The sequence below is a fragment of the Pantoea dispersa genome (assembly GCF_019890955.1).
Classification (GTDB): Bacteria; Pseudomonadota; Gammaproteobacteria; order Enterobacterales; family Enterobacteriaceae; genus Pantoea; species Pantoea dispersa.
The window spans coordinates 359,699-383,603 of record NZ_CP082347.1; the positions used below are offsets into that span (position 1 = coordinate 359,699).

The 23,905-nt window shown below is 58.8% G+C and carries 21 protein-coding genes; 9 read left to right on the forward strand and 12 right to left on the reverse strand.

All coding sequences use genetic code 11. The features are described from left to right. Window position 1: 1 nt before the first annotated feature. Genes arnF through arnB form a run of 7 tightly spaced genes read right to left on the reverse strand, consistent with a single transcriptional unit; the run spans window position 2 to window position 7,346 of the window. Complete coding sequence (gene arnF / locus K7H94_RS20335; RefSeq protein ID WP_058781501.1) at window positions 2-364, reverse strand: 4-amino-4-deoxy-L-arabinose-phosphoundecaprenol flippase subunit ArnF; 363 nt, start codon at window positions 362-364, stop codon at window positions 2-4. Next, entirely contained in the window at window positions 361-681 is a 321-nt protein-coding gene (arnE, locus tag K7H94_RS20340; RefSeq protein ID WP_021509383.1) for a 4-amino-4-deoxy-L-arabinose-phosphoundecaprenol flippase subunit ArnE, read from the reverse strand. The genes arnF and arnE overlap by 4 nt, the downstream gene beginning before the upstream one ends. Beyond that, window positions 678-2,333, reverse strand: coding sequence for a lipid IV(A) 4-amino-4-deoxy-L-arabinosyltransferase (gene arnT, locus K7H94_RS20345; RefSeq protein WP_222952392.1), 1,656 nt, complete (start codon window positions 2,331-2,333; stop codon window positions 678-680). Before arnT ends, arnE begins: the two co-directional genes overlap by 4 nt. A 31-nt stretch (window positions 2,334-2,364) precedes the next feature. Further along, window positions 2,365-3,249 (reverse strand): 4-deoxy-4-formamido-L-arabinose-phosphoundecaprenol deformylase, encoded by an 885-nt coding sequence (gene arnD / locus K7H94_RS20350; protein WP_222952080.1) that lies wholly within the window; start codon window positions 3,247-3,249, stop codon window positions 2,365-2,367. Further along, window positions 3,246-5,225 carry a bifunctional UDP-4-amino-4-deoxy-L-arabinose formyltransferase/UDP-glucuronic acid oxidase ArnA gene (gene arnA, locus K7H94_RS20355; RefSeq protein WP_021509380.1) on the reverse strand — a complete coding sequence of 660 codons (1,980 nt, stop codon included), beginning with the start codon at window positions 5,223-5,225 and terminating at the stop codon, window positions 3,246-3,248. Before arnA ends, arnD begins: the two co-directional genes overlap by 4 nt. Then, window positions 5,222-6,208 carry an undecaprenyl-phosphate 4-deoxy-4-formamido-L-arabinose transferase gene (gene arnC, locus K7H94_RS20360; RefSeq protein WP_021509379.1) on the reverse strand — a complete coding sequence of 329 codons (987 nt, stop codon included), beginning with the start codon at window positions 6,206-6,208 and terminating at the stop codon, window positions 5,222-5,224. The genes arnA and arnC overlap by 4 nt, the downstream gene beginning before the upstream one ends. Window position 6,209: 1 nt before the next feature. Further along, window positions 6,210-7,346 carry a UDP-4-amino-4-deoxy-L-arabinose aminotransferase gene (arnB, locus tag K7H94_RS20365; RefSeq protein WP_058776364.1) on the reverse strand — a complete coding sequence of 379 codons (1,137 nt, stop codon included), beginning with the start codon at window positions 7,344-7,346 and terminating at the stop codon, window positions 6,210-6,212. 456 nt (window positions 7,347-7,802) lie between these two features. On the opposite strand from arnB, the gene K7H94_RS20370 reads away from it, so the two are divergent. The 4 genes from K7H94_RS20370 to K7H94_RS20385 all read left to right on the forward strand — a co-directional run bounded on the left by K7H94_RS20370 (window position 7,803) and on the right by K7H94_RS20385 (window position 12,706). Beyond that, window positions 7,803-8,018 carry a hypothetical protein gene (locus K7H94_RS20370; RefSeq protein WP_227746467.1) on the forward strand — a complete coding sequence of 72 codons (216 nt, stop codon included), beginning with the start codon at window positions 7,803-7,805 and terminating at the stop codon, window positions 8,016-8,018. An 846-nt stretch (window positions 8,019-8,864) separates the two neighbouring features. Then, complete coding sequence (locus K7H94_RS20375; protein WP_222952081.1) at window positions 8,865-9,629, forward strand: prepilin peptidase; 765 nt, start codon at window positions 8,865-8,867, stop codon at window positions 9,627-9,629. Between the two features lie 215 nt (window positions 9,630-9,844). Continuing rightward, on the forward strand, window positions 9,845-11,227 hold the full coding sequence (locus K7H94_RS20380; RefSeq protein WP_021509096.1) for a diaminobutyrate--2-oxoglutarate transaminase: 1,383 nt from the start codon (window positions 9,845-9,847) through the stop codon (window positions 11,225-11,227). A 12-nt stretch (window positions 11,228-11,239) separates the two neighbouring features. Continuing rightward, entirely contained in the window at window positions 11,240-12,706 is a 1,467-nt protein-coding gene (locus tag K7H94_RS20385) for a pyridoxal phosphate-dependent decarboxylase family protein (RefSeq protein ID WP_059012974.1), read from the forward strand. A gap of 83 nt (window positions 12,707-12,789) precedes the next feature. Here K7H94_RS20385 and K7H94_RS20390 read toward each other — a convergent pair whose 3' ends face one another. After that, window positions 12,790-13,182 (reverse strand): RidA family protein, encoded by a 393-nt coding sequence (locus K7H94_RS20390; RefSeq protein WP_058759130.1) that lies wholly within the window; start codon window positions 13,180-13,182, stop codon window positions 12,790-12,792. 129 nt (window positions 13,183-13,311) lie between these two features. On the opposite strand from K7H94_RS20390, the gene K7H94_RS20395 reads away from it, so the two are divergent. Further along, the gene (locus K7H94_RS20395; protein WP_021509093.1) at window positions 13,312-13,914 is read left to right on the forward strand and encodes a TetR/AcrR family transcriptional regulator; all 603 of its coding nucleotides are present in this window, start codon (window positions 13,312-13,314) and stop codon (window positions 13,912-13,914) included. Here K7H94_RS20395 and K7H94_RS20400 read toward each other — a convergent pair. Continuing rightward, window positions 13,895-14,806 (reverse strand): LysR substrate-binding domain-containing protein, encoded by a 912-nt coding sequence (locus K7H94_RS20400; RefSeq protein WP_222952082.1) that lies wholly within the window; start codon window positions 14,804-14,806, stop codon window positions 13,895-13,897. The genes K7H94_RS20395 and K7H94_RS20400 overlap by 20 nt on opposite strands. A 97-nt stretch (window positions 14,807-14,903) precedes the next feature. Here K7H94_RS20400 and K7H94_RS20405 point away from each other — a divergent pair, with 97 nt between their 5' ends. Then, window positions 14,904-15,767, forward strand: a complete 864-nt coding sequence (locus tag K7H94_RS20405) for an aldo/keto reductase family oxidoreductase (protein ID WP_127834917.1) — start codon at window positions 14,904-14,906, stop codon at window positions 15,765-15,767. Window positions 15,768-15,781: 14 nt separating this feature from the next. Here the strand turns inward: K7H94_RS20405 and pdxR are convergent, their stop codons facing one another. Then, a complete protein-coding gene (pdxR, locus tag K7H94_RS20410; protein ID WP_222952083.1) occupies window positions 15,782-17,275 on the reverse strand; it encodes a MocR-like pyridoxine biosynthesis transcription factor PdxR in 1,494 nt (497 codons plus the stop codon). 109 nt (window positions 17,276-17,384) lie between these two features. Between pdxR and gabT the strand changes: the two genes are divergently transcribed. Continuing rightward, entirely contained in the window at window positions 17,385-18,638 is a 1,254-nt protein-coding gene (gene gabT, locus K7H94_RS20415; RefSeq protein WP_088517268.1) for a 4-aminobutyrate--2-oxoglutarate transaminase, read from the forward strand. A 104-nt stretch (window positions 18,639-18,742) separates the two neighbouring features. Continuing rightward, window positions 18,743-20,140 (forward strand): GABA permease, encoded by a 1,398-nt coding sequence (gabP, locus tag K7H94_RS20420; RefSeq protein ID WP_222952084.1) that lies wholly within the window; start codon window positions 18,743-18,745, stop codon window positions 20,138-20,140. A 31-nt stretch (window positions 20,141-20,171) separates the two neighbouring features. On the opposite strand, the gene K7H94_RS20425 is transcribed toward gabP, so the two are convergent. After that, window positions 20,172-20,492 carry a hypothetical protein gene (locus tag K7H94_RS20425; protein ID WP_021312978.1) on the reverse strand — a complete coding sequence of 107 codons (321 nt, stop codon included), beginning with the start codon at window positions 20,490-20,492 and terminating at the stop codon, window positions 20,172-20,174. A 172-nt stretch (window positions 20,493-20,664) separates the two neighbouring features. Here K7H94_RS20425 and K7H94_RS20430 point away from each other — a divergent pair, with 172 nt between their 5' ends. Continuing rightward, window positions 20,665-21,957, forward strand: coding sequence for a glycoside hydrolase family 10-like protein (locus K7H94_RS20430; RefSeq protein ID WP_222952393.1), 1,293 nt, complete (start codon window positions 20,665-20,667; stop codon window positions 21,955-21,957). A 40-nt stretch (window positions 21,958-21,997) separates the two neighbouring features. On the opposite strand, the gene K7H94_RS20435 is transcribed toward K7H94_RS20430, so the two are convergent. Next, a complete protein-coding gene (locus K7H94_RS20435) occupies window positions 21,998-23,857 on the reverse strand; it encodes a hypothetical protein (RefSeq protein WP_222952085.1) in 1,860 nt (619 codons plus the stop codon). Between the last annotated feature and the right edge of the window lie 48 nt (window positions 23,858-23,905).

The window sequence follows — 23,905 nt, forward strand, 5'->3', positions numbered from 1 at the left end:
GTTAACGGCGCGGCAGCGCCACACACAGCAGGCCGCAGACGATCAATATGACGCCAGCGAGACTGCTCCAGCGGAAGGTTTCATGCAAGGCTGGCAGGGAAATAGCGGCCAGCCACACCAGCACATAGCTCAGACTGAGCAGCGGATAGAGCCGGTTGAGCGGCAACAGCCGCAGCGCCAGCAGCCAGCACAGCATTGAGCAGCCGTAGGCCGCCAGTCCGCCGATTAACGGTATCAGGCCGTGCTGCCACGGTAGCGCGGTCCATGTATCCAGCGGTGGCAGCGCGAGCATTGCCGTGCGCAGCAGCAGCTGCGCCAGTGACACCAGCAGCACGCTGGCCAGCGCCAGCAGCCAGCCCTTCACAGATGGCTCCCCATCAGCGCAACCCCGGCAACGATCGCCAGCGTACCCAGCCACTGCCGTCGCGTGTAGGTCTCACGCCAGATGACGCGCGCCGCCACCGCCACCAGTACAAAATTCAGGCTCAGCATCGGGTAAGCCACGCTGACCGGCACGGTGCGCAGCACCACCAGCCACAGCAGCATCGCCGTCCCCAGCAGCAGCAGGCTGAGCACCAGCCAGCCGAACAGGCGGTGCCCGCCGCAGTGGGCCGCCTGTTTCTGGCACAGCTGGGCGGCACAACTGAGCAGACTTACCAGCAGGATCAGCAGCAGATTCATGGTGTCGCGTTGTAGCCGTAGTAGACCAGCCGTCCCTGCTGATACACATCATCCGGCACCGGCAGATGCGCATCCGCTTGCTTTTCGTCAGAATTCAGCAGCAGCACCAGCGCTACCGGACCCTGTCGGCGATGCAGGCGCAGCCAGTCGGCGAAGGCTTCCCCGTCGACGTAGCGCGTTTTTGCATCGGGATAACCCAGTCCGTACTCCAGCTCACCTTTTTCATCGAAGAAAGTGATATCGCTGCGGCGCAATTCCCATGCGACCGCAGAAGCGATGCCGGAATTGTCCACCACCAGATAGCGGCTCTGCGCCAGCTGAGGCCGAACGGCGCTGACGAAACTCTGCGGCTGTTTGCTGTCACGTACCTTTTGTGGGATAGCCAACCCGACCAGCAGCGCCAATGCCAGCGGGCAAAGCGCAGCCAGTTGCCAGCGGCCTGTTTTCAGGCTTAACCAGCCCATCACCGCCCAGCCGGCAAATGCCAGCGCAGCGCACAGTACCCGCAGCAACTCATCGCGCGCGTACACCGGATGGTGCGCCAGCCCCCAGGGTGCCAGCACCACCACGACCAGCAGCGTGGCGCCCAGACCAAACAGCAGGTTAATCCAGCCATTTACCGCCAACGCCTGTTTCAGGCGCGCGGTGTTACCGTGCGCATAATGCGCCATTAACAACGCCAGCGGCGCAAAGCACGGCAGGATATAGGTCGGCAGTTTGCCTTTGGCGATGCTAAAGAACAGCAGCGGCAGTACAACCCAGCTAAGCAAATAGATCGCGGCAGCGTGCTGTTGACGCTGTCGCCATGCGCCGCTCAGCGCGCCTGGCAACAGGCCGAGCCACGGTAAACAGCCCGCCACCAACACCGGCAGGTAATACCAGAACGGCGCTTTGTGCTGCGCATCGCTCTCCGCGAAGCGCTGAATATGTTCGACCCAGAAGAAGTAGTGCCAGAAATCGCCTTCCTGATGCTGAATGGACAGCGCCCAGGGCGCGCTGATCGCCGCCGCCACCGCAATCGTGAGCGGCCCCCAGCGCAGCAGTTCACCAAAACGTCGCTGCCAGAGCCCCCAGGGCACAATCGCCAGCACCGGCACCGCCAGCGCCAGAAAGCCCTTGGTCATGAAACCCATGGCACAGGCCGCGCCGAGCAGCACATACCCCATCAGCCGCTGTGAGGTACTGTGCGCCTGCGCAGCAAACCAAAAGCTGCACATCGCCGCCACCAGCCACAGCAGCAGAATCGGATCGAGCACGGCATAGGTGCCAATGCCGTAAACCAGCAGCGAGGTAAGAAAGATCACGCTGGCGGTGAGCGCTATTTTGCGGCTGGGGAACATCCGTTTGCCCAGCCAGTAGATCAGCATGGCACTCAGCGTGGTACAGATAATCGCACCGGCGCGCACGCCAAAATTATTATGCCCAAATAACAGCTGGCCAAGATTATTGACCCAGTAACCGGCAATCGGCTTCTCGAAGTAGCGCAAATCAAAAAAATGCGGCACCACCCAGTTACCGCTCAGCAGCATCTCGCGGCTGATTTCGGCATAGCGGGTTTCATCCGGCTGCCAGAGATCGCGGAATGGCACCGGGATCAGATAATAGAGAGCAAAAAGCGCTATCAGCAGCACTATGCGGGTGCGGCTGCGCATCGGTGTTTCCATACTTGGGTCCTGTAAAATGTTAACTCTGGCAACCCAGCCAGCCTTCCCGGCCGGCAATGTGCCCGCGCACCACATGGCCCTGTGGCAGCGTACTGAGATCGTCCGGCAGCAGCTCGCTCAGCGGACAAAACCGGATGCCCTGCTGCTGCGCGCGCGTCAGCAGATCGGCAAAGGCGGGCAAACCGACGATGCCTTCGACCTCTGCGTGAATGGTATAGACCGGCGTACCGCTGGCGGCATGCATCTGCGCGAGAATAAAGTCGTTAAACCCCTCCGCGCTGACCTGCTGGCCCACCACTTCATCCCACGTCGGCAGGGTTACCGGAATTTGCACCGTGCCGAGGCTGCCATCGTTGAGGCGCGGAATGAACGGCCCGCTGCCGCGACAGTCGCTGTTATAGCGAAAGCCAAACGGCTGCTTGGCATCCAGTACCCGGCTGTCGGCGCGCCAGCCTGCCACCGCAGAGCAGGTGACACTGTCACCCAAAATGGCTTCCAGCGTCGCTTTACCGCGCGCAATCTGCGCATTCAGCTGCTGTGGCGACCAGACGCCAGCCCAGGTCTGCCAGGCAAAGTGATCCCACGCATGTAACCCCACTTCATGGTGATCTGCCGTGGCGCGAATAATCGACGCCAGCCCTTTGCCTATTTCGCGGCCCGGCCAGGCGGTACCGGCCAGTAAAATATCCCAGCCGTACAGCGAGGCCGCGCGCGAACGCAGCATTTTCCACAGAAAGCGCGGCTTCATCAGGCGCCACAGGTGGCGTCCCATGTTGTCCGGCCCAACGCTGAAGAAGAAGCTGGCCTGCAGCTGATGCAGGCTGAACTGCTGCAGCAGCGCCGGTACGCCCAGTTGCGTGCCGCGCCAGGTATCGACATCAACACGCAAACCCACTCGCTTCATGGCTTTTCCTGTAGCTCAACGGTGCGCAGGAAGAAGTCCAGCGTGTTGTCGATGGTGGTATCCATCGCCACGGTTGGCGTCCAGTCGAGCAGACGGCGGGCGTTTTTAATCGACGGCTTGCGGTGCTCCACGTCCTGATAGCCCTTGCCATAGTAGCTGCTGCTCTCTACCTCACGGAAACCGGCAAACGGCGGGAAGCGATCGCGCAGCGGGTGGCGCTCAAAGCTGGCCAGCAGGTGTTCCGCCAGCTCTTTGATACTGGCTTCGTTCTCCGGGTTACCAATGTTAACGATCTGGCCATCGCAGTTGTTGTGTTTGTTCTCGATAATGCGGAACAGCGCTTCGATACCGTCGCGAATATCGGTGAAACAGCGCTTCTGTGCGCCGCCGTCGATCAGCTTGATCGGCGAGCCTTCCACCAGATTAAGGATCAGCTGGGTGATGGCGCGAGAACTGCCGATACGCGCGGCGTTGAGGTTATCCAGACGCGGGCCCATCCAGTTAAACGGGCGGAACAGCGTAAAGCGCAACCCCTCTTTTTCGCCATAGGCCCATAGCACCCGGTCCAGCAGCTGTTTTGATACCGAATAGATCCAGCGCTGTTTATTGATCGGTCCGACCACCAGGTTGGAGTGATCCTCGTCGAAATGCTGATCGGTACACATGCCGTACACTTCGGAGGTCGACGGGAAAATGATGCGCTTTTTATACTTCACGCAGTCACGAATAATTTTCAGGTTCTCTTCGAAATCCAGCTCGAATACGCGCAGCGGATTACGGGTATATTCGATCGGCGTGGCGATCGCCACCAGCGGCAGCACCACGTCACATTTCTTGATGTGATACTCAATCCATTCAGAGTGGATGCTGATATCCCCTTCAACGAAGTGGAAGCGCGGTTCATCCAGGAAGCGGCTGATGGCATCGGAACCGATATCCAGGCCATAAACCTCAAAGTTATCATCCTGCAGCAGGCGTTCGGTGAGATGGTTGCCGATAAAGCCGTTTACGCCGAGGATCAGCACCCGCGTGCGGCGTTTCACCGCAGCAACCGGCTGCGAATAAAGCAGCGCACCCGGCACCATGCCCAGACTCTGCGCCAGCTGGCTGCCGTTCATGTAAACACCGTTGTCGCTCTGCCCGGTGACCACTTCGAGCGCGCCCTCGCCGCAGGCAATCAGGAACGGCTCAACTGACAGCACCGTGCCCGGTTTGGCGCTGGGCGCATCCTGGTGAACCCGCCCTTTCCACACCACGAATTTCACCGTGCCGGCATACGCAAACGCACCAGGCCAGGGATCGGTGACTGCACGCACCAGGTTATTCACTTTAGCCGCCGGCAGCTCCCAGTTGATGCGGCCGTCCTCCGGCGTGCGGCGACCGACCACGGTCGCTTCCGCGTCGTTCTGCGGCGTGGCGGCAATCTCACCGCGCTTCATCGGCGGCAGCGCGCCTTCCAGCAGCTGGCCGGCGCAAGCCACCAGTTTACGGTGCAGCGTCAGCGCATTATCCTGCGGGTCAATCGCCACGCGCTGCTGCGCCACAATGTCGCCGGCATCGGCACGTTTCACCATGCGGTGCAGCGTTACGCCAGTTTCCGTCTCGCCGTTGACCAGCACCCAGTTAAGCGGCGCACGACCACGGTATTTCGGCAGCAGCGAACCGTGCAGGTTAAACGCGCCAACCCGCGCGCAGTTCAGAATGGTATCGCTCAGCAGTGCGCGATAATAAAACGAGAAGATAAAGTCCGGCTGCATGGTGCGGATGCGATCCACCCACAGCGGATGGTTAGCATCTTCCGGCGCATAAACCGGAATGCCCTGCTCAGCCGCGAGGCGTGCTACCGAAGGAAACGCATGGCTCTCCGGCGAGGTGTCCGCATGGGTGAAGATGGCACTGATTTCATAGCCTGCGTTCAGCAGCGCAGTGATGCCTGCACAGCCCATTTCGGCATAGGCGAAGACGATAGTTTTCATTGCTTAATTTCCTGTACAGACGGGGCATCTTGTTGCGGATGGATAACACGTTGAATGAAGTAGCGCGGACGGGCGCGTACGTCGTTATAAATACGACCGATGTATTCGCCCAGCAGGCCCATGCCGACAAACTGCGCGCCGACAAAAATAAACAGCACGGCAAATAGCATGAACACACCGTCACCGGCCCAGCTGGCACCAAGGAACAGGCGCAGCACAATCAGGATCAGAGAAAAGGCGAAACCGGCCAGCGCGATTAAGCTGCCGACAATACTCAGCAGACGCAGCGGCGTGGTGGTCAGGCAGGTCACCAGGTCATACATCAGGTTGATCAGCTTCATAAAGCTGTATTTGGAGTCGCCAAACTCACGCTCGGCATGCGTAACCGGCAGTTCAATGGTGCGGCGCGCGAAGGTGTTCGCCAGAATCGGGATAAAGGTGCTGCGTTCGTGGCAGTTGAGCATCGCATCGACAATGTGACGGCGATAGGCGCGCAGCATGCAGCCATAATCGCCCATCGCTTTGCCGGTCACGCGCTGAATCAGGTGGTTGATGGTGCGTGAAGCGCGGCGCCTGAACCAGCTGTCCTGACGGTTCTGACGCACGGTGCCGACCACGTCGTAGCCCTGCTGCGCAGCTTTGACCAGATTGGGGATCTCTTCCGGCGGGTTTTGCAGATCGGCATCCAGCGTAATGATCACATCACCGGAAACATGGCTGAAACCGGCCATAATCGCCGAGTGTTGCCCGTAGTTGCGATTCAGCAGCACGCCGACCACGTGACTGCCCGGCATATCCGCCGCATCGGCGATCATCTGCGCGGAGCGGTCGGCGCTGCCGTCATCCACCAGTAAGATTTCATAGTCAAGGCCGAGCGTGCGGCAGGCCGCGTCGGTACGGCGCACCAGCTCCGGCAGGCTCTGTTCTTCGTTGTACACCGGGATCACCACGGAGACTTTGCGAATCGGTTTTTCTTCCAGCATCTCAGGCTCCCGCAAGGTGGCGTAAGGCAGTAATCACACGCGTTACATCGTCATCGAGCATGTCGGGGAACAGGGGCAGCGAGCAGATACGTTCGCTGTTCCATTCGGTGGCCGGCAGCGAGAGCTGCGGATAGCGTTCACGGTAATACTTGTGGGTATGCGCGGCGCGGAAATGCAGGCCGGTGCCGATGTCATGAATTTTCAACTGCTCCATCAGCGCATCGCGACTGATACCGCAGCGCGTTTCGTCCACGCGAATGATAAACAGATGCCACGCATGCTGATGCGGCCACGCCGGCTGCACCAGCGGCAGCAACGGCGTATCTGCCAGCTCGCGCAAATAGCGCGCGGCGATGGCCTGGCGACGTGCATTGATGGCCGGCAACTTTTGCAGCTGCACCAGCGCAATCGCGGCGTTGATGTCTGGCAGGTTGTATTTAAAACCGGGCATGATTACTTCGGCCTGCGGTTTGCGGCCATGGGTATGGCGATCGTAGGCATCGACGCCCAGGCCGTGGAATTTCAGGCTGCGCAGGCGGTCAGCCAGCTGCGCGTCATCGGTCACCACGATGCCACCTTCGGCGCAGGTGATGTTTTTGATGGCGTGCAGCGAGAAGATTGCGGTGCCCTGCTGCCCGACGTGCCGGCCTTTGTAGTAGCAACCTACCGCGTGGGCCGCATCTTCAATGAGCGGGATATTGTGGCGCGCGCTGACGGCGCGAAGGGCGTCGATATCCGCCGGCGCACCGGCATAGTGAACCGGCACGATGGCGCGGGTGCGCGGCGTAATGGCCGCTTCGATCTGTTCTGCGCTCACCATCAGGTTATCGCGATCCACATCGATCATCACCGGCGTCGCGCCCAGCAGCGTAATAATATTGAGCGTGGAAACCCAGGTCAGCGACGGGGTGATCACCTCGTCGCCGGGCTGGATACCCAGCGCCATCAACGTGACGTGCATGCCTGCTGTGGCAGAGCTGACGGCAATAGCATGCTGGTTGCCGGTGAGCTGGCAAAACGCCTGCTCCAGCGCAGCATTCTGCGGTCCGGTGGTAATCCAGCCCGATGCAAATACCGCCTGCACCGCGGCCAGTTCTTCCTCACCCAATGCCGGGCGCGAAAACGGAAGGAAACTCATAAGATAACCTTACTGTTGTGCCTGAAAACATGCTGAAAAATAAAACAAGCGTTATTGCCGCGCATGACAACCTGATGAAACACGCTGTAACCTTTTGTTTAAACGTTACTTAAACGAGTGTGTTCGCAGGGCGGCTGTCATCTGCGCGCAATAAAACTTAAGCAGGTCTGTTTTATCGCTATAAGAAACCAAAATACGGGGGAAAACTTAACTGAACATTAAATGGCAAAGCGGCACGCTGACTTTTTTACGTGATGTTGAAGATTGGTAGAAGATTGCGCGCCGGGGCCGGAAATCAGCATCGGGTCAGACATTGTGGGTATGCTTGTCGACTCCGGCAATTAAAGTGGCTATTTTTCAATGCATTAACCAAGAGACTATACTGTTCTTAAGGTTATCCTAAGGTTGGCTGCTTATTCTTCCCTGGGATAGTGACGCCAGAGGCTGGACAGGAGAATGATGATGAGAACCGCGACTGACAGACTTTCACAGGCAGCACTACGCCGGCATCACATTGGCGTGAAAACAAAAGGATTGCGTTTCCGCGGTGAGCTGTATGTGTTTCGCTATAACGCCGGCCATTACGACGTGTTTCGCAACAGCGAATGGGTGATGTCGCTCGCCACCAGCAATGTGCTGGAAGCCATGCAGCAGTTTAAACAGAGCCAGTAAACTCGCTGGCGCATTGATTGGATTATGATCTGTCTCCGCTGGTGTATTGATTAGATTGTTGTCAGCCTCGGCTGGCCCATCGATAGGATTTTTGCCTGTCTTCGCATCGATTTGGTCATTGCCAGCCCGTGAAATTCACGCATCCCTGCTTATATCTCCTCTGTTCTCTGGAACCCGCTCGTAAATCCTGCTGCAAATCGCTGCAACGCCGCTTTGCTGCTCGCCACGCCGTCTCCACCGGCGTATTGTGCCTCTCGCACACCGGCCAGGGTTAGCGACAGATCGCGGTGCGCATCAATGCGCACCCTGCGAAACCTGTAGGGTCGCCATTTATGGTGACCTGTCGTCAAACCGCACAAATCCGTAGCGGCGCGATTTCGCGGTGCGCATCAATGCGCCCCCGGCGAAACCTGTAGGGTCACCATTTATGGCGACCTGTCGCCAAACCGCACAGAACTGGTAGCGGCGCGATTTCGCGGTGCGCATAAATGCGCACCCTACAGGTTTTGTAGGGTCGCCATACATGGCGACCTGTCGCCAAACCGCACAGAACTGGTAGCGGCGCGATTTCGCGGTACGCATAAATGCGCACCCTACAAAACCTGTAGGGTCGCCATTTATGGCGACCTGCCGTCAAACCGCACAAATCCGTAGCGGCGCGATTTATCGCGCAAACAGGTTACGCGGCACCTTTATGCCAACCTGTCGTGCAACCGGGCAAAAAATCGCCCCGCTTACACCGGTACGCATCAATGCGCCCCCACGGTAACCGCGCCATGATCTGCACGATCGCCATTCGTGGCGACAGAAAAACCCAACGCTGCATGGACAGCAGGAGAAAACCTCATGGAAATCGCCTACTGGTTGATCGGTACACTGCTGGCGCTGTGCGTCGGCAGCTTTCTCAACGTGGTCATTTATCGCCTGCCGCAGCAGGTAATGAACCCGCAACCCGGCATTACCCTGCTGTTGCCGCGCTCGCACTGTCCACACTGCCAGACCACGCTGCGCGCGATCGATATGCTGCCGCTGCTCAGCTGGCTGTTGTTGCGCGGACGCTGTCGCTACTGCCACCACCCGGTGAGTCTGCGCTACCCGCTGACGGAACTGCTCACCGCCGCGATCAGCCTGGCGCTGGCCTGGCTGCTGCCGCCCGATAGCCGCCTGCCTGCCGCCCTGCTGCTCGCCTGGATTCTGCTGGCGCTGACTCTCATCGACATTGAGCATCTGCTGTTGCCGGACGCTCTCACCCTTTCACTGCTGTGGCTTGGCCTGCTGTTCAAAGCGCTGCACTGGCTGCCCGGAACGCTGCATGACGCGGTGTTCGGCGCGATAGCCGGCTACAGCGCACTGCGGCTAATGGGTGGACTCTACCAGCTGATAAAAAAGCGCCCCGGTCTCGGTGGCGGAGACGCCAAACTGCTGGCTGCGCTGGGTGCCTGGCTTGGCTGGGCGCTTTTACCCTTTGTGCTGTTACTGGCTTGCACAGGCGCAATTGTGTTTGTTCTGCTGGCCCGATTAGGCTGGCAACGCGAGCTGTATCACGTGCTGCCCTTTGGTCCGTGGCTGGCACTGGCGGGCATAAGTCTTTTTATTCACACGATTATTTAATCGCCTGTTCATATCGCGGCGCTAAAATAAGTGGCCAGTTTCTGTCCAACGTCCTGATTCCTATATGAAAAGAATAAACAATTCTAAACAAAATTAATCATTGTGATGTGCGTCAAAAGGCTCTATATTGGCCGCGTTTTTTGAGCCACTGATACTTTTTTGTTCAACTAGTCAATCGGCCAGCCTGTTCGAGCCCCGGTTGAAGGAGAGATATGATGACGGATAAAGTCCGTATTGATACTTTTGGTGCCAACTCATTCAACGGAAACAACGACGCATTCTTAGCCCGTCAGGCTGAGTTTGAATCAAACGTCAGGAGTTACCCGCGCAAGTTGCCTTTAGCGATTGCCAAAGCCAATGGCGTGTGGATTACGGATGTTGAAAACAAACAATATCTTGACTGTCTGGCTGGCGCAGGGACGCTGGCACTTGGTCATAACCATCCTGATGTTCTGCAGAGCATCCAAAATGTCATTACCAGCGGCTTGCCGTTACATACTCTTGATCTGACGACGCCTCTGAAAGATCAGTTCTCCGAATCTCTGCTCTCGCTGCTGCCAGGTCAGGGTAAAGAGTACTGCCTGCAGTTCACCGGTCCATCCGGTGCTGATGCCGTTGAAGCGGCGCTGAAGCTGGCGAAAAAAGTCACCGGCCGCAGCGGCGTAATCAGCTTCTCTGGCGGTTACCACGGGATGACGCACGGCGCGCTGTCCGTGACCGGCAACCTGTCGCCGAAAGAAGCGGTTGACGGCATGATGCCAGAAGTGCAGTTCATGCCTTACCCGCACCTGTACCGTTGCCCGCTGGGCCTCGGCGGCGAAGCTGGCGTGAAAGCCCTGACCTACTACTTCGAAAACCTGATCAACGACGTTGAAAGCGGCGTGCGTAAGCCTGCGGCCGTGATCCTCGAAGCGGTACAGGGTGAAGGCGGCGTGAACCCGGCGCCAGCTGAGTGGCTGCAGCGCATCCGCAAAGTGACCCAGGAACACGGCATTCTGCTGATCCTTGACGAAGTCCAGGCTGGCTTTGCCCGTACCGGTAAGTTCTTTGCCTTCGAACACGCGGGCATTGAGCCAGACATCATCGTGATGTCTAAAGCGGTGGGCGGCGGTCTGCCTCTGGCCGTGCTGGGTATCAAAAAGCAGTTTGACGCCTGGTCACCTGGCCACCACACCGGCACCTTCCGCGGCAACCAGCTGGCGATGGCAACCGGTCTGGCGACGCTGAAGATCCTGACCGAGCAGAACATCGCCGGCAAAGTAGCAGAACAGGGTGAATGGCTGAAAGCCCAGCTGAACGCGATGGCGAAACGCTTCCCGGTTATTGGTCACGTACGCGGCCTCGGGATGATGATCGGTATCGAAATCGTTAAGCCACACGAGCCAGCTGACCACATGGGTAGCTTCCCGGCCGACGGCGAACTCTCTGCACTGCTGCAGAAAAAATGCTTCGAAGCCGGTCTGATTCTGGAGCGTGGCGGTCGTCACGGTGCGGTACTGCGCCTGCTGCCATCACTGCTGATCAGCAACGAAGAGCTGGCCGTGTTCCTGGATAAATTTGAGCAGGCGCTGCTGGGCGCTGGCGTCAAACCTGTTTGACTGGAAGAGTAAATGTCTGAAGTAAACCCGATTCTGGCCGCCTCGGCCCCGAGCATTGAGGCGTACCAGCAGGCGATTGCCCAGAGCAGCGCCGCGGTTGTGCAGTGGCTGCAACAGCCTGAGATGTACCAGGGCAAAACGGTTGCCGAACTGCGCGAGCGTATCACGCTCGACTTCAATCCAAACGGCCTGGGCAACCAGGCCGCGATTGAACGTGCGATTGAATATTTCTTAAAAGACAGTCTGGCGGTGCACCATCCGCAGTGCGTTGCGCACCTGCACTGTCCGAGCCTGGTGGTAAGCCAGGCGGCTGAAGTGCTGATCAACGCCACTAATCAGAGCATGGATTCGTGGGATCAGAGCCCTTCTGCCACTATTATTGAAATCAAACTGATTGAGTGGCTGCGTGCGCAGGTTGGCTATCCGGCCGGTGATGCGGGCGTGTTCACCAGCGGCGGTACGCAGAGCAACCTGATGGGCCTGATGCTGGCACGTGACGCTTTCTATGCGCGTCAGGGCCATTCCGTGCAGCAGCACGGCATCACTGGCGATCTGCGCAAGATTAAAGTGCTGTGCTCAGAAAATGCCCACTTCTCCGTGCAGAAGAACATGGCGCTGCTGGGCCACGGCTATCAGTCTGTGGTGCAGGTGAAGTCGGATCAGTTCGCCCGTATGGACGTGAATGACCTGAAAGCCAAACTGGCGCAGGCTGAAGCCAACGGCGAACAGATCCTGGCGATCGTCGCGACGGCAGGCACCACCGATGCCGGCGCCATCGATCCGCTGCGTGAAATCGCAGCCATCGCCGCTGAGCACAACATCTGGGTGCACGTGGATGCGGCCTGGGGCGGTGCGCTGCTGCTGTCTGAAAAGTATCGTCATTACCTGGATGGTCTGGAGCTGGTGGATTCCGTCACCCTCGACTTCCACAAACAATACTTCCAGACCATCAGCTGCGGCGCGTTCCTGCTGAAAGACGCGCGTCACTATGAGCTGATGCGTTATCAGGCAGCTTACCTGAACTCCGAGTTCGATGAAGAAGCCGGCGTGCCGAACCTGGTGTCCAAATCACTACAGACTACGCGTCGTTTCGATGCGCTGAAACTGTGGATGGGTCTGGAAGCGCTGGGTCAGAAACAGTACGCCGCGATTATCGACCACGGTGTGAGCCTGGCACAGGACGTCGCGCAGTTCGTTGAATCTGAGCCGCGTCTGGAGCTGGTAATGCAGCCACAGCTGGCCAGCGTGCTGTTCCGCTATCGTCCAGAACAGCTGAGCGACAGCGCGCAGATCGCCCTGTTCAACCAGCGCATCGGCGATGCGTTGCTGGAGTCTGGCCGCGCTAACGTCGGTGTGACCGAGCATGCAGGCGTGACCTGCCTGAAGCTGACGCTGCTGAACCCGACCGTCACGCTGGAAGACATCAAGCTGCTGCTGGCGCTGGTAGAAAAAACTGCTGATCAACTGCTGAGCGCCTGATTAGGCGTGAAGTGAACAAGCCGCTAACCGGCAACGGTTAGCGGCTTTTTTTATAGGTTAAAGACTGATCGCCGCACGCTGGCTCACTGCGGAATGCGTGCAATTACCTTGATTTCAAAATCATAACCCGCCAGCCAGTTGACGCCCACCGCCGTCCAGTTGGGATAAGGCGCATCGCCGAAGAAGCGCAGCCGGACTTCGTTCACCGTGGCGAACTGCGCTTCCGGATCGGTATGAAACGTAGTGACATCAACTACGTCATCAAAACTGCAACCGGCGGCCTTCAGCACAGCCGCGAGATTGGTGAACGCCTGATTAACCTGACGCGTAAAATCGGGCTCGGCGGTGCCATCATCCCGGCTGCCCACCTGGCCGGAAACAAACAGCAGGTCGCCGGAACGAATCGCCGCAGAGTATTTATTGATGTTGTACAACGCCTGACGGCCCGCTGGAAAAACAGCATCGCGTTTGTTCATAATCGTACTCCTGAAGATGAGAGAAGAAAGCGGGTTAGCTATGCCCGCTTTCGCTTTTACATACGCCGCGTATGTATTACTATGTTTTACATACGCGGCGTATGTCAATGCAAAATTTAAGGAACAGCGATGGCAGCCAGACGACGGGCAGACCAGGTGGAAGAGACACGCGGCAAACTGATTGCCGCTGCACGACGCGCGTTTGCGCAGAAGGGTTACAGCGAAGCGTCAATGGATGACCTCACGGCAGCCGCCGGGCTGACGCGCGGTGCGCTGTACCATAATTTTGGCGATAAGAAAGGGTTACTACAGGCGGTCATTGACCAGATTGATGGCGAGATTCTTGAGCAGATGCGCGCAGCCGGACAGCAGTATCACACTCGCTGGCACGCGTTTCTGGCGGAAGCCATTACCTATATCGAGATGTCGCTGGAGCCGGAAGTCCAGCGCATCATGCTGCTGGACGGCCCGGCGGTGCTGGGCGATCCGTCGCGCTGGCCTAATCAGACCGCCTGTCTGCGCACCACCGCCGCCATGCTGGCGGAGCTGATTGAGGAAGGTACGGTGAAACCGGTCGATACCGAAGCGGCGGCGCAACTGGTCAACGGCGCCGCGCTCAATGCCGCGCTGTGGATTGCCGCTGCCGATGAGCCGGTCGCGGCACTGCCGCGTGCGGTGCAGGCCTTTCGGCTGCTGGTTTCCGGGCTGCTGGTCAACCCGGCGTCGCATTGAGTTCGCGTATCCAGCTGAGAAACGCCTGCAGCGGCGCCGGGATCAGCCGGCGGTCATTGTAATACAACCACAGGCCGGGAAAGCTGAGCCACCAGTCGGCAAGAATCGGTTGCAGACTGCCGTTGGCCAGCGCCGGCTTCAGCCAGTCCTCAAACAGATAGACCACGCCGGCACCGGCGATGGCCGTTGACACCGTCAGCTCCATCGCCGCACCGATGCTGCAAATCAGCGGCCCCTGCGGCTGTAGCATGATGCGTTCCGCGCCGCGGCTGAACTCCCATTCGGCCGTCACCCCGGTGGCATAACGACCATACAGACAGCGATGCTGCATCAGGTCGCGCGGATGCTGCGGCGTACCGTAAGCCGCCAGATAGGCCGGCGCCGCGGCCGCGGCAAAGCGCTGCACGCGCGGACCAATCGGCAGCGCCACCATATCCTGTTCCAGATGATCGTCGTAACGGATACCGGCATCGCAGCTGTCGCGAAAAATGTCCTGCACATTACTCTCCGCCACGATCTCCAGCCGGATGTCGGGATAGCGCTGCAAAAATCCCGGCACAATCGCCGGTAATACCAGCCGCGCCGCGCTGACCGGCACGTTCAGCCGCAGCGTGCCGCCCGGCGTGTCACGGAACGTGTTCAGGGCATCCAGCGCCGCATCCACTTCGTTCATGGCGGGCAGCAGCCGTGACATCAGCGCCCGGCCCGCTTCGGTCAGTACCACCGTTCGCGTAGTGCGATTGAACAGCCGAACGCCCAGTTGCTGTTCGGCGCGCCGCACCGCATCACTCAAACGCGACGGATTGCTGCCGCTCATGCGCGCCGCCTCGCGAAATCCACCGGCTTTTGCCACCGCCACTACCGCATGCAGCAACGCCATATCCAGCGCCATTGTGCGTCACTCCGTACAGTCTGTCCTGATTTACACGGATAGTCGCACAGCACCGTTGTGATTACAATTTAAACACTATCCGATGAAGGAGGTTTACATGTCACAGGCTACCACCACTTACACACTGGGCGACCGTCAGGTTGCCCGTCTCGGCTACGGTGCCATGCAGCTGGCCGGTCCCGGCGTATTTGGCCCGCCAAAAGATGAGGCCCGCGCGTTACAGGTGCTGCGCGATGCCGTGGCTGCCGGTGTGAATCACATCGACACCAGTGATTTTTACGGCCCGCACATCACCAATCAGCTGATCAAAAAAGCGCTCTATCCTTACCCCGACGATCTGGTGCTGGTGACCAAAGTGGGTGCCCGACGTGATGCAAAAGGCGGCTGGCTGCCCGCCAGCACGCCGGAGGAACTGACGCAGGCGGTTGAAGATAACCTGCGTAATCTGGGGCTCGACGTGCTGGAGGTCGTCAATTTACGCTCGATGCTGAGCGTTCATGGGCCAGCAGAAGGATCGCTGGAGCCGCAAATTGAGGCGATGATTAAGTTGCAGCAGCGTGGCCTGATTCGGCACATTGGCCTGAGCAACGTGACCGCCAGTCAGGTGGCGCAGGCACAGCAGATGACGCCGATTGCCTGCGTACAGAATCTGTATAACCTCGCCAATCGTCAGGATGATGCGCTGATCGACCAGCTGGCCGCACAGGGCATTCCCTACGTGCCGTTCTTTCCGCTCGGCGGTTTTTCGCCGCTGCAGTCGGAACAGCTCAGCGCGGTGGCCAGCACGCTCAACGCCAGTACGCTGCAGGTGGCGCTCGCCTGGCTGTTGCAGCGTTCAGATAATATTCTGCTGATTCCCGGCACCTCCTCGCCGCAGCATCTGCAGCAGAATCTGGCCAGCGCGGCGCTGACGCTGAGCCCGGAGGTGGTTGCGCAACTGGACAGCATTGGCCGGGCGTAAGGCATATGCCGGGGCTATCCCCGCCCGGCGATGCCCGCTTCCACCAGGCAGGCTTTGAGCACACCAAACGCATCCTGGCACTGGCGCTCATCCACGCAGGCGTAACCGAGCAGCAGACCGCGTCGCTCCTGCGGATGCATGTAGTATTGCGACAGCGGCCGCACCTTCACGCCGCGTCGCAGCGCCAGCGCGGCAATCGCCACATCGTCGCAGCCCGGGGGCAGATTCAGCACCAGATGCAGCCCTGCTTCATGATTGACCACCGGCATAAAGGCCGCGCCCAGGTAGCGCTCAATTAGCGTCATCATAAAGCGCCGGCGCTGACTGTAGAGTTTGCGCATGCGGCGGATGTGCGTCATGTAGTGGCCTTTCTGAATAAACTCAGCCAGCGCGCGCTGCACCAGCAGATGGCCGCCGCGATAAAGTTCGGCCGCCGCCACGCGCAGCGGCTGTGCCAGCGCTTTCGGCACCACCAGATAGCCGAGACGCAGCGCGGGATAGAGCGTTTTACTGAAGGTGCCCATATAGATAACCGGCGCATCCGGCTCAAAGCCCTGCAGCGAGGGAAATGGCTGGCCGGCGAAGCGAAATTCGCTGTCATAGTCATCTTCCACCAGCCAGCTTTTGTGTTTGCGCGCCAGGTCGAGCAACTGTCTGCGCCGCTCCAGACTAAGATGCACACCCAGCGGATACTGGTGTGACGGTGTCACAAAAATCATCTTCGGCGCTTTGCTGCGCGGTGCCAGCTCCGGGATAATGCCCTGTTCATCCACCGCTTTGGCCTGAATTTTTAGTCCGTTAATGCGTAACAGGTTGCGTGTGCCCCAATAGCCTGGCTCCTCGATCCACACCGGATCGCCCGCGTCGCACAGTACGCGCGTCACCAGATCCACCGCCTGATGAATGCCTTCAGTAATGATGATTTGATCGGCGTCGGCACGCACCGAGCGCGCCACGCTGAGATACTCAGCCAGCGCCTGGCGCAGCTGCGGACAGCCGCCGTTACTGCTGTAAATCAGCCGCTCGATGTCGGGTTCGCGATTCAGCCGCGACTGAATCTGGCTAAACAACTTATGCGGAAACTCACGCACATCCGGCGCGCCGGGCACAAACGCACCCCACTGATAAGGCGAGGCATTGGCGTGACCGAGCAGCGTGGCGCCGCGTTTTGAAATCGCCGCCGGTTTACTCATCAGGGGTTCACTGAGCGGCAGCGCTGGCGCGCTGTTGAGGCACCCTTCCGGCAGGTTTTCTGCAATCCAGGTGCCGCTGCCGGTGCGCGCGCTGACATATCCCTGCGCGACCAGATTTTCATAGACGTTGAGCACCGTATTACGCGACACCGCCAGCCCGCGCGCTAAATCACGCGTCGCCGGCAGGCGCGAGCCGCGCGGGAAAATGCCCTCTACAATTGCCGCCTGCATGCAGTGCAGCAGGCGCTGCTGCAGCGTACCTTCCGCGACAAACTGTAGTCGTTCCAATACATGATCGGCGTACAAACTCCGCAATTGGCTCCATCCTTCTCAGTGAAATTGGCTCTGGCAACCGCGCTCAGTGCAGGCATAAATAAGCGTGTTTGTCGTGATTTGTAAAGACGCTTATCGCTAAGGAAAGGTTATGGAAGGTAAAAACAGCCAGTTGCAACAACGCAAAGATGACGCGCTGCCGCGCGGCACCGGTAATCTTTGTCAGTGGTATGTCGATCAGGCCGAAAACGCCACGCTGCGTGATGTTGAGGGCAATAGCTGGATTGATTTCGCTGGCGGCATCGCAGTGCTCAACACCGGCCACCGTCATCCGCGCATCGTGCAGGCCATTGCCGATCAGTTAGCAAAATTCACCCATACCGCGTTCCAGGTCACGCCGTATGAAAGCTATGTGGCGCTGGCGGAACGCATCAATCAGCGGGTGCCAATTGCCGGTAAAGCCAAAACCGCTTTTTTCACCACCGGCGCTGAAGCGGTAGAGAATGCGGTTAAAGTGGCGCGCGCCGCTACCCGTCGTCACGGCATTATCACCTTCGGTAACGCCTTTCACGGCCGCACTTTCATGACCATGGCGATGACCGGCAAAGTGGCCCCCTATAAGCGCGATTTTGGCCCGATGCCGGCCTCGGTGTTTCACGCCCGCTACCCTAACGCAGTGACCGGCATCAGCGTTGAGGACGCTATCGCCAGCCTGCACGATCTGTTCAGCCACGACATCGCGCCGCAGGATGTGGCCGCCATTGTGCTGGAACCGGTACAGGGCGAAGGTGGTTTCCACATCGCGCCGGCAGAATTTCTTACGCAGCTGCGCGCGCTGGCCGATGAGCACGGCATTCTGCTGATTGCCGATGAGGTACAGAGCGGATTTGGCCGCACCGGCAAGCTGTTCGCCATGGAACACTACAGCGTGCAGCCCGATCTTATCACCATGGCGAAAAGCCTGGCGGGCGGCATGCCGCTGTCGGCGGTGAGCGGTCGTGCTGACATCATGGATGCGCCCGGTCCGGGCGGGCTGGGCGGTACTTACGCCGGCAATCCGCTATCGATTGCCGCCGCGCATGCGGTGCTGGATGTCATCGACGAAGAACAGCTGTGCCAGCGCGCCAGCGACCTGGGCGCTACGCTGAGCGAACTGCTGCACCGCGCGCGCCGCGCTAACGCGTCGATTACCGACGTGCGTGCGCTGGGCTCAATGGTAGCGGTGGAGTTTGCCAGCGCGCAGCAGGCGCAGGCGCTACAGCAACAGGCGATGGCGCGCGGTCTGCTGCTGCTGACCTGTGGCCCGCAGGGCAACGTGATCCGCTTCCTCTATCCGCTCACCATTCCGGATGCCCAGTTCCGTCAGGCGCTGGATATTCTCGACAGCCTGCTCAGCCAGCCTTAGCGTTCCACCCATTGTCCGATCGCTTGCCTGCCGCGTGCAGGCAAGTTTCACCTGCATAACAGGCGGGGTCTGCCCTGCCTGAGAGACGATCTGGAGAGATATTGATGACTGCTCAGAATGCCGATGTACTGGCTCAAAGCCTGAAACCCCGCCACGTGCGCATGCTGTCGATTGCCGGTGTGATTGGCGCCGGGCTGTTCGTCGGTTCCGGCCATGCGATTGCCGAAGCCGGGCCGGCGGTGCTGCTGGCCTACATCGCCGCCGGTGCGCTGGTGGTACTGATCATGCGCATGCTGGCGGAGATGGCGGTCGCCTCACCGGACTCCGGCTCCTTCTCCACCTACGCCGACAAGTCCCTTGGCCGCTGGGCCGGTTTTACCATCGGCTGGCTTTACTGGTGGTTCTGGGTACTGGTGATCCCGCTGGAGGCCAACGCCGCCGGCACCATTCTGCACGGCTGGTTCCCGCAGGTGGCGGTGTGGGAATACACGCTGGCGATCACCAGCTTCCTGACCATCAGCAACCTGTTCAGCGTGAAAAACTACGGTGAGTTTGAGTTCTGGTTCGCGCTGCTGAAAGTGGTGGCTATCGTCGCCTTTCTTGGTGCCGGCAGCCTGGCGCTGTTTGGCCTGCTGCCCGGCAGCAGCACGCAGGGTATTTCACATCTGTACGACACCCACGGCTTCATGCCTAACGGTATCAGTGCCGTGCTCGCCGCCATTCTTACCACCATGTTCTCTTTCATGGGCACGGAAATCGTCACCATTGCCGCCGCCGAATCTAACGAACCGCGCAAGCAAATCACCCACGCCACCAACTCGGTGATCTGGCGTATTGCGCTGTTTTATCTGCTGTCGATCTTTCTGGTGGTGGCGCTGGTGCCGTGGAATACGCCGTCGCTGATGAAAGCCGGGTCTTACCAGACGGCGATGGAGATGATGAACGTGCCGTATGCCCGGCAGATTGTCGATGTGGTGGTGCTGATCGCGGTATGCAGCTGTCTTAATTCTGCGCTTTATACCGCGTCGCGCATGCTCTATTCCCTGTCGCGTCGTCAGGATGCGCCAGCAGCGGCCTCGCGCACCACGCGCAGCGGCACGCCGTGGGTCGCAGTGCTGATGTCTACCGCCGCAGCATTTCTGGCGGTGATCGCCAACTATCTGGCGCCAAGTGCGGTGTTTGAGTTCCTGCTGGCCAGCTCCGGCGCCATTGCGCTGCTGGTTTATCTGGTCATTGCCGCTTCGCATCTGGTGCTGCGGAAAAAGCGCGAGGCGCGCGGCGAGCAGCTCAGCTATCGCATGTGGCTGTTCCCGGGTCTGACGTGGGCCACTATGGTGTTCATTATTGGCGTACTGACGTCAATGCTGTTCAATGCGCAGCATCGTTCCGAAATTATCGCCACCGGGCTGTTAACGCTGCTGGTGCTGGTCGCCAGCCAGATTGTGCACCGCAAGCGCGCGGCGCGTAAAAACAGCGAGGAGATGGTAGCGCTGCGTTCGTAACGCTCGCCATGACGGGCACGGAAGCCCGCCGTTACTGCACATCAATACTGATTGACTCTTCCGCCACGTTAATCGTCACGGTGCAGTGCGTCCACACCGGCTGCCCTTCAGTCATCTCATGTTCGATAAAGTATTGCTGAAAGTCTTTCAGCGCGGCACTGAGATCGCCAATCGCGCGCGCGTCCGGCTCGAACCAGTCCGGTTCGCCGTTTTCATCAAGGTAGTTAAACTGAAACTGCCCGCCCTCCTCATCGGCAAACAGCTCCGCCTGCACCACCAGCACCTGCGCGCCGTCGGGGCCACAGCTGAAAATGATCTGGCCAATGCGGCGATAAAGGTCTTCGTATTGCATAGTGAGAACTCCTGTAAGATGCGGGACGCGCGACAGCGCCGCGGCGGCATTCATCTTAGCCAATGTATTGACATTATGTCTGAGGATCAGAGAATGAACGCCTGCGAATAACGGACTACAAGAAACGGAGTTTATCATAGCCTGTTCAGCGCGTTACCTCTCTGTTACCCACATTAAACGCGTCGCCCGTCTGCTGTCTGCCGTGCTGTTGCTGGCCAGCTGCGCCTCGGAGCCGCCTAAATCGCTGGTCACCCCGTTTCCGTCGCCGACCAAACCTCCTGTTCCGGCTAAACCCGCAGCGCAGGCTGAACCAGTGCGCGGCGTCTGGCTCACCACGGTGTCGCGCCTCGACTGGCCGCCGATATCCTCCGTCACAGCCAGCCCGGCACTGCGTATCAGCCAGCAGCAGCAGGCGCTGACGGCCAAACTGGATAAGCTGCATAGTCTGGGTATCAACACGGTGTTTTTCCAGGTGAAGCCCGATGGCACCGCGCTGTGGCGTTCGCGTATCCTGCCATGGTCCGATACCCTGACCGGCAATATCGGGCAGGATCCGGGTTACGATCCGCTGCAATTTATCCTCGACGAGGCGCACAAACGCGGCATGAAGGTGCATGCGTGGTTCAATCCTTACCGCGTGTCGACCAATACCAAACCTGCGACTGTGACGGCGTTAAACAACACGCTCCAGCTGCAGCCGGCCAGCGTGTTTGTGCTGCATCGCGACTGGATCCGCACCGCCAGCGACCGCTTCGTGCTCGATCCGGGCATTCCGGCGGCGCGCGACTGGATCACCAGCATCGTGGCGGAAGTGGTGTCAAACTACGCCATTGATGGCGTTCAGTTCGATGACTATTTCTACACCGAAACCGCGACATCGCCGCTCAATGACAGCGCCACCTTTCGCCAGTACGGCGCGGGCTTTGCCAGCAAAGCCGACTGGCGGCGGCACAATACCCAGCTGCTGATCGAGCAGGTTTCCCGCACGATTAAACAGCTCAAGCCTGCCGTTGAGTTCGGCGTCAGCCCGGCGGGTGTATGGCGTAATCTGTCGCACGATGCCGCCGGCTCCGATACGCGCGGCGCGGCGGCTTATGATGAAGCCTATGCCGACACGCGCCGCTGGGTGCAGCTTGGGCTGCTGGATTACATCGCGCCGCAGCTCTACTGGCCGTTTGCCCGCCAGGCTGCGCGCTATGACGTCCTGGCGCGCTGGTGGGCCAATGTGGTACAGCCAACCCACACCCGGCTGTACATTGGCGTGGCGCTGTATAAGGTGGGTGAAGCCTCGAAAAGTGAGCCGGACTGGACAGTTCAGGGCGGCGTTCCCGAGCTGAAAAAACAGCTCGATCTGAATGAATCGCTGCCGCACATCGACGGCACCATTCTGTTTCGCGAAGATTATCTTAATCAGCCGCAGACGCAGCAGGCGGTCGATTATTTACGTCAGCGCTGGGGAAAATGAATTATTCAGGCCAGCAGAGGAATACTGCTGGCCTGAAGCGTTAGCGCGGGTTATCCGGATCGAGTATTTCAATACTGCGCGGCACACCGTTCACGCGGACTTTCAGGAAACGGCGGGTGATCCACTTCCCCGTGGCATCCTGCTCCTGCCGTTCAAAAAACGGCCCACGCAGCAGCAGTTCTTTATTATTGTTGTAGCCAAAGCCGACATCTTTATTGCCCACCCAGTGCTGCTCAAAGGCGACGACCGGCTGGTTATCCAGTGCCGTGGCTTCTTCCGCACTGCAGGCGGTAAAACTTTTGCGGAAAATAAAACACTGACCGGACTGATAGCGATCGCGCCCGTTGGTTTCCACCAGCGCAATTGAGAAGCCGGTATAGGCCGGAATTTTAACGTACAGTTTGGTGTGTGCGCCTTTGCCCTCAATATGCACCTTAATTACGGGTGAGGAGCCTTCGCTGTGCCAGCTGCCAATGGTGTTATCGTCGTTGCGCGCCTGCAGATAAATATTCGCCACGCCCTCCGGTGTCCGGTAGCTGTAATCGGTTTGCGTTTCCGACTGGGAAACATACTGCGCGCTGCCGACAATGCGAACGTGAATTTGTGAGGTAGCGTCGGAAAAATTAAATTCGCCGACGTAAAACCATTTCGCGTCTTTGCCACGGTTATCCATGTGATGCTGCGAGGTGGTGAAGTCATAACTCAGCGATCCCTGAATGATCGCGCCAAGATCGGAAATCTCCATCACGCCACGATCGCCTTCCGCCAGCAGCGTCCATGGCTCAATACCCTCTTTGCTGAAGTCAAAGCCCGCGCTATCGCGGTGCACGCTTTTCTGAATAATCATCGCGCGGCAGTAGCCCATTTTCATGGGATTTTGCGTCGATTCAATCACCAGCCCTTCAATCGTCCACTGACCATTGGTGAGATCGCCGGCAAATTCGGAGTGCTCGATCCAGCCATTGCGAATAAACGATTGCGTGCAGCGCGGCAGATCGAACACCGGCTGTTTGGTGCTGCGCTGCAAATTAAAGTTGGAGAGTTCAATCGCGGTCGAATGATCCCAGGCGCCTTTTTCCCGATCGGACCAGCGCGCATAGACAATACTGCCCTGACAGCCACGTGAATAAAACTGGTCGATTTTACAGTCCAGCGTGTCAATCAGTTCCAGTGCCCGCCCGCCGAGGTAGCGAAACTCCATGCTGCTGACGCGCAGAAACTGGCCACCGATAATACTGTTGGTAAAGAAGCCGACATTATTAAACGCCGTGCCGCCGTCTTCGCCGCTATCAGAACTCATGCCTTTCACCACAAAGCCGGAAATTTCCACATAGCGTGCGCGTACGCTGAAGAAATGGGTTTTGCGCGGTTTTGGTCCCCAGTTAAATTTCAGCGTGGTGGTGGGGAAATAACCGAAGTTGACCGGCGCGCCGGATATTTTAAAACGGTTAATCTCTCTGTCGCTGCCCAGTACTTCCGCTAAATCAAAGCCGGACAGGCTGAACTCACCGGCGGTAAAGCGAATGCCCGCGGAGGGTAAGACACGCTGCGACCATTTAAACATGCGGATCACCGCATCAATACAATCGGTGGTGCCATCGGCTATCGCGCCAAAATCCACCACCGTGACCGCGCTATAATCGAGGACCACTCTTTTCCAGCGCTTTTTACCGGACGTTACGAAATTTAGCCCGCCGTCATCGGGCGTACTGTTGTCGGTGGCATCGTAGACAAACACGCCGCCGCCCATCCGACTGCCACGGCTGTACTCCAGCACCGACGCAATTTCGCCAATCGAAACAGGTTCCTGTTTACGTAAATCATCAATGGTATGTAATTGAATCACCGTCCCGGTAGCGGAAGGTGTGGTAGTGCTGGTGGTGCCAGATGTATTCGCCATGGTGTTCCCCATAAATTATTAACGTAATACGACAGAGCATCAGCAGTA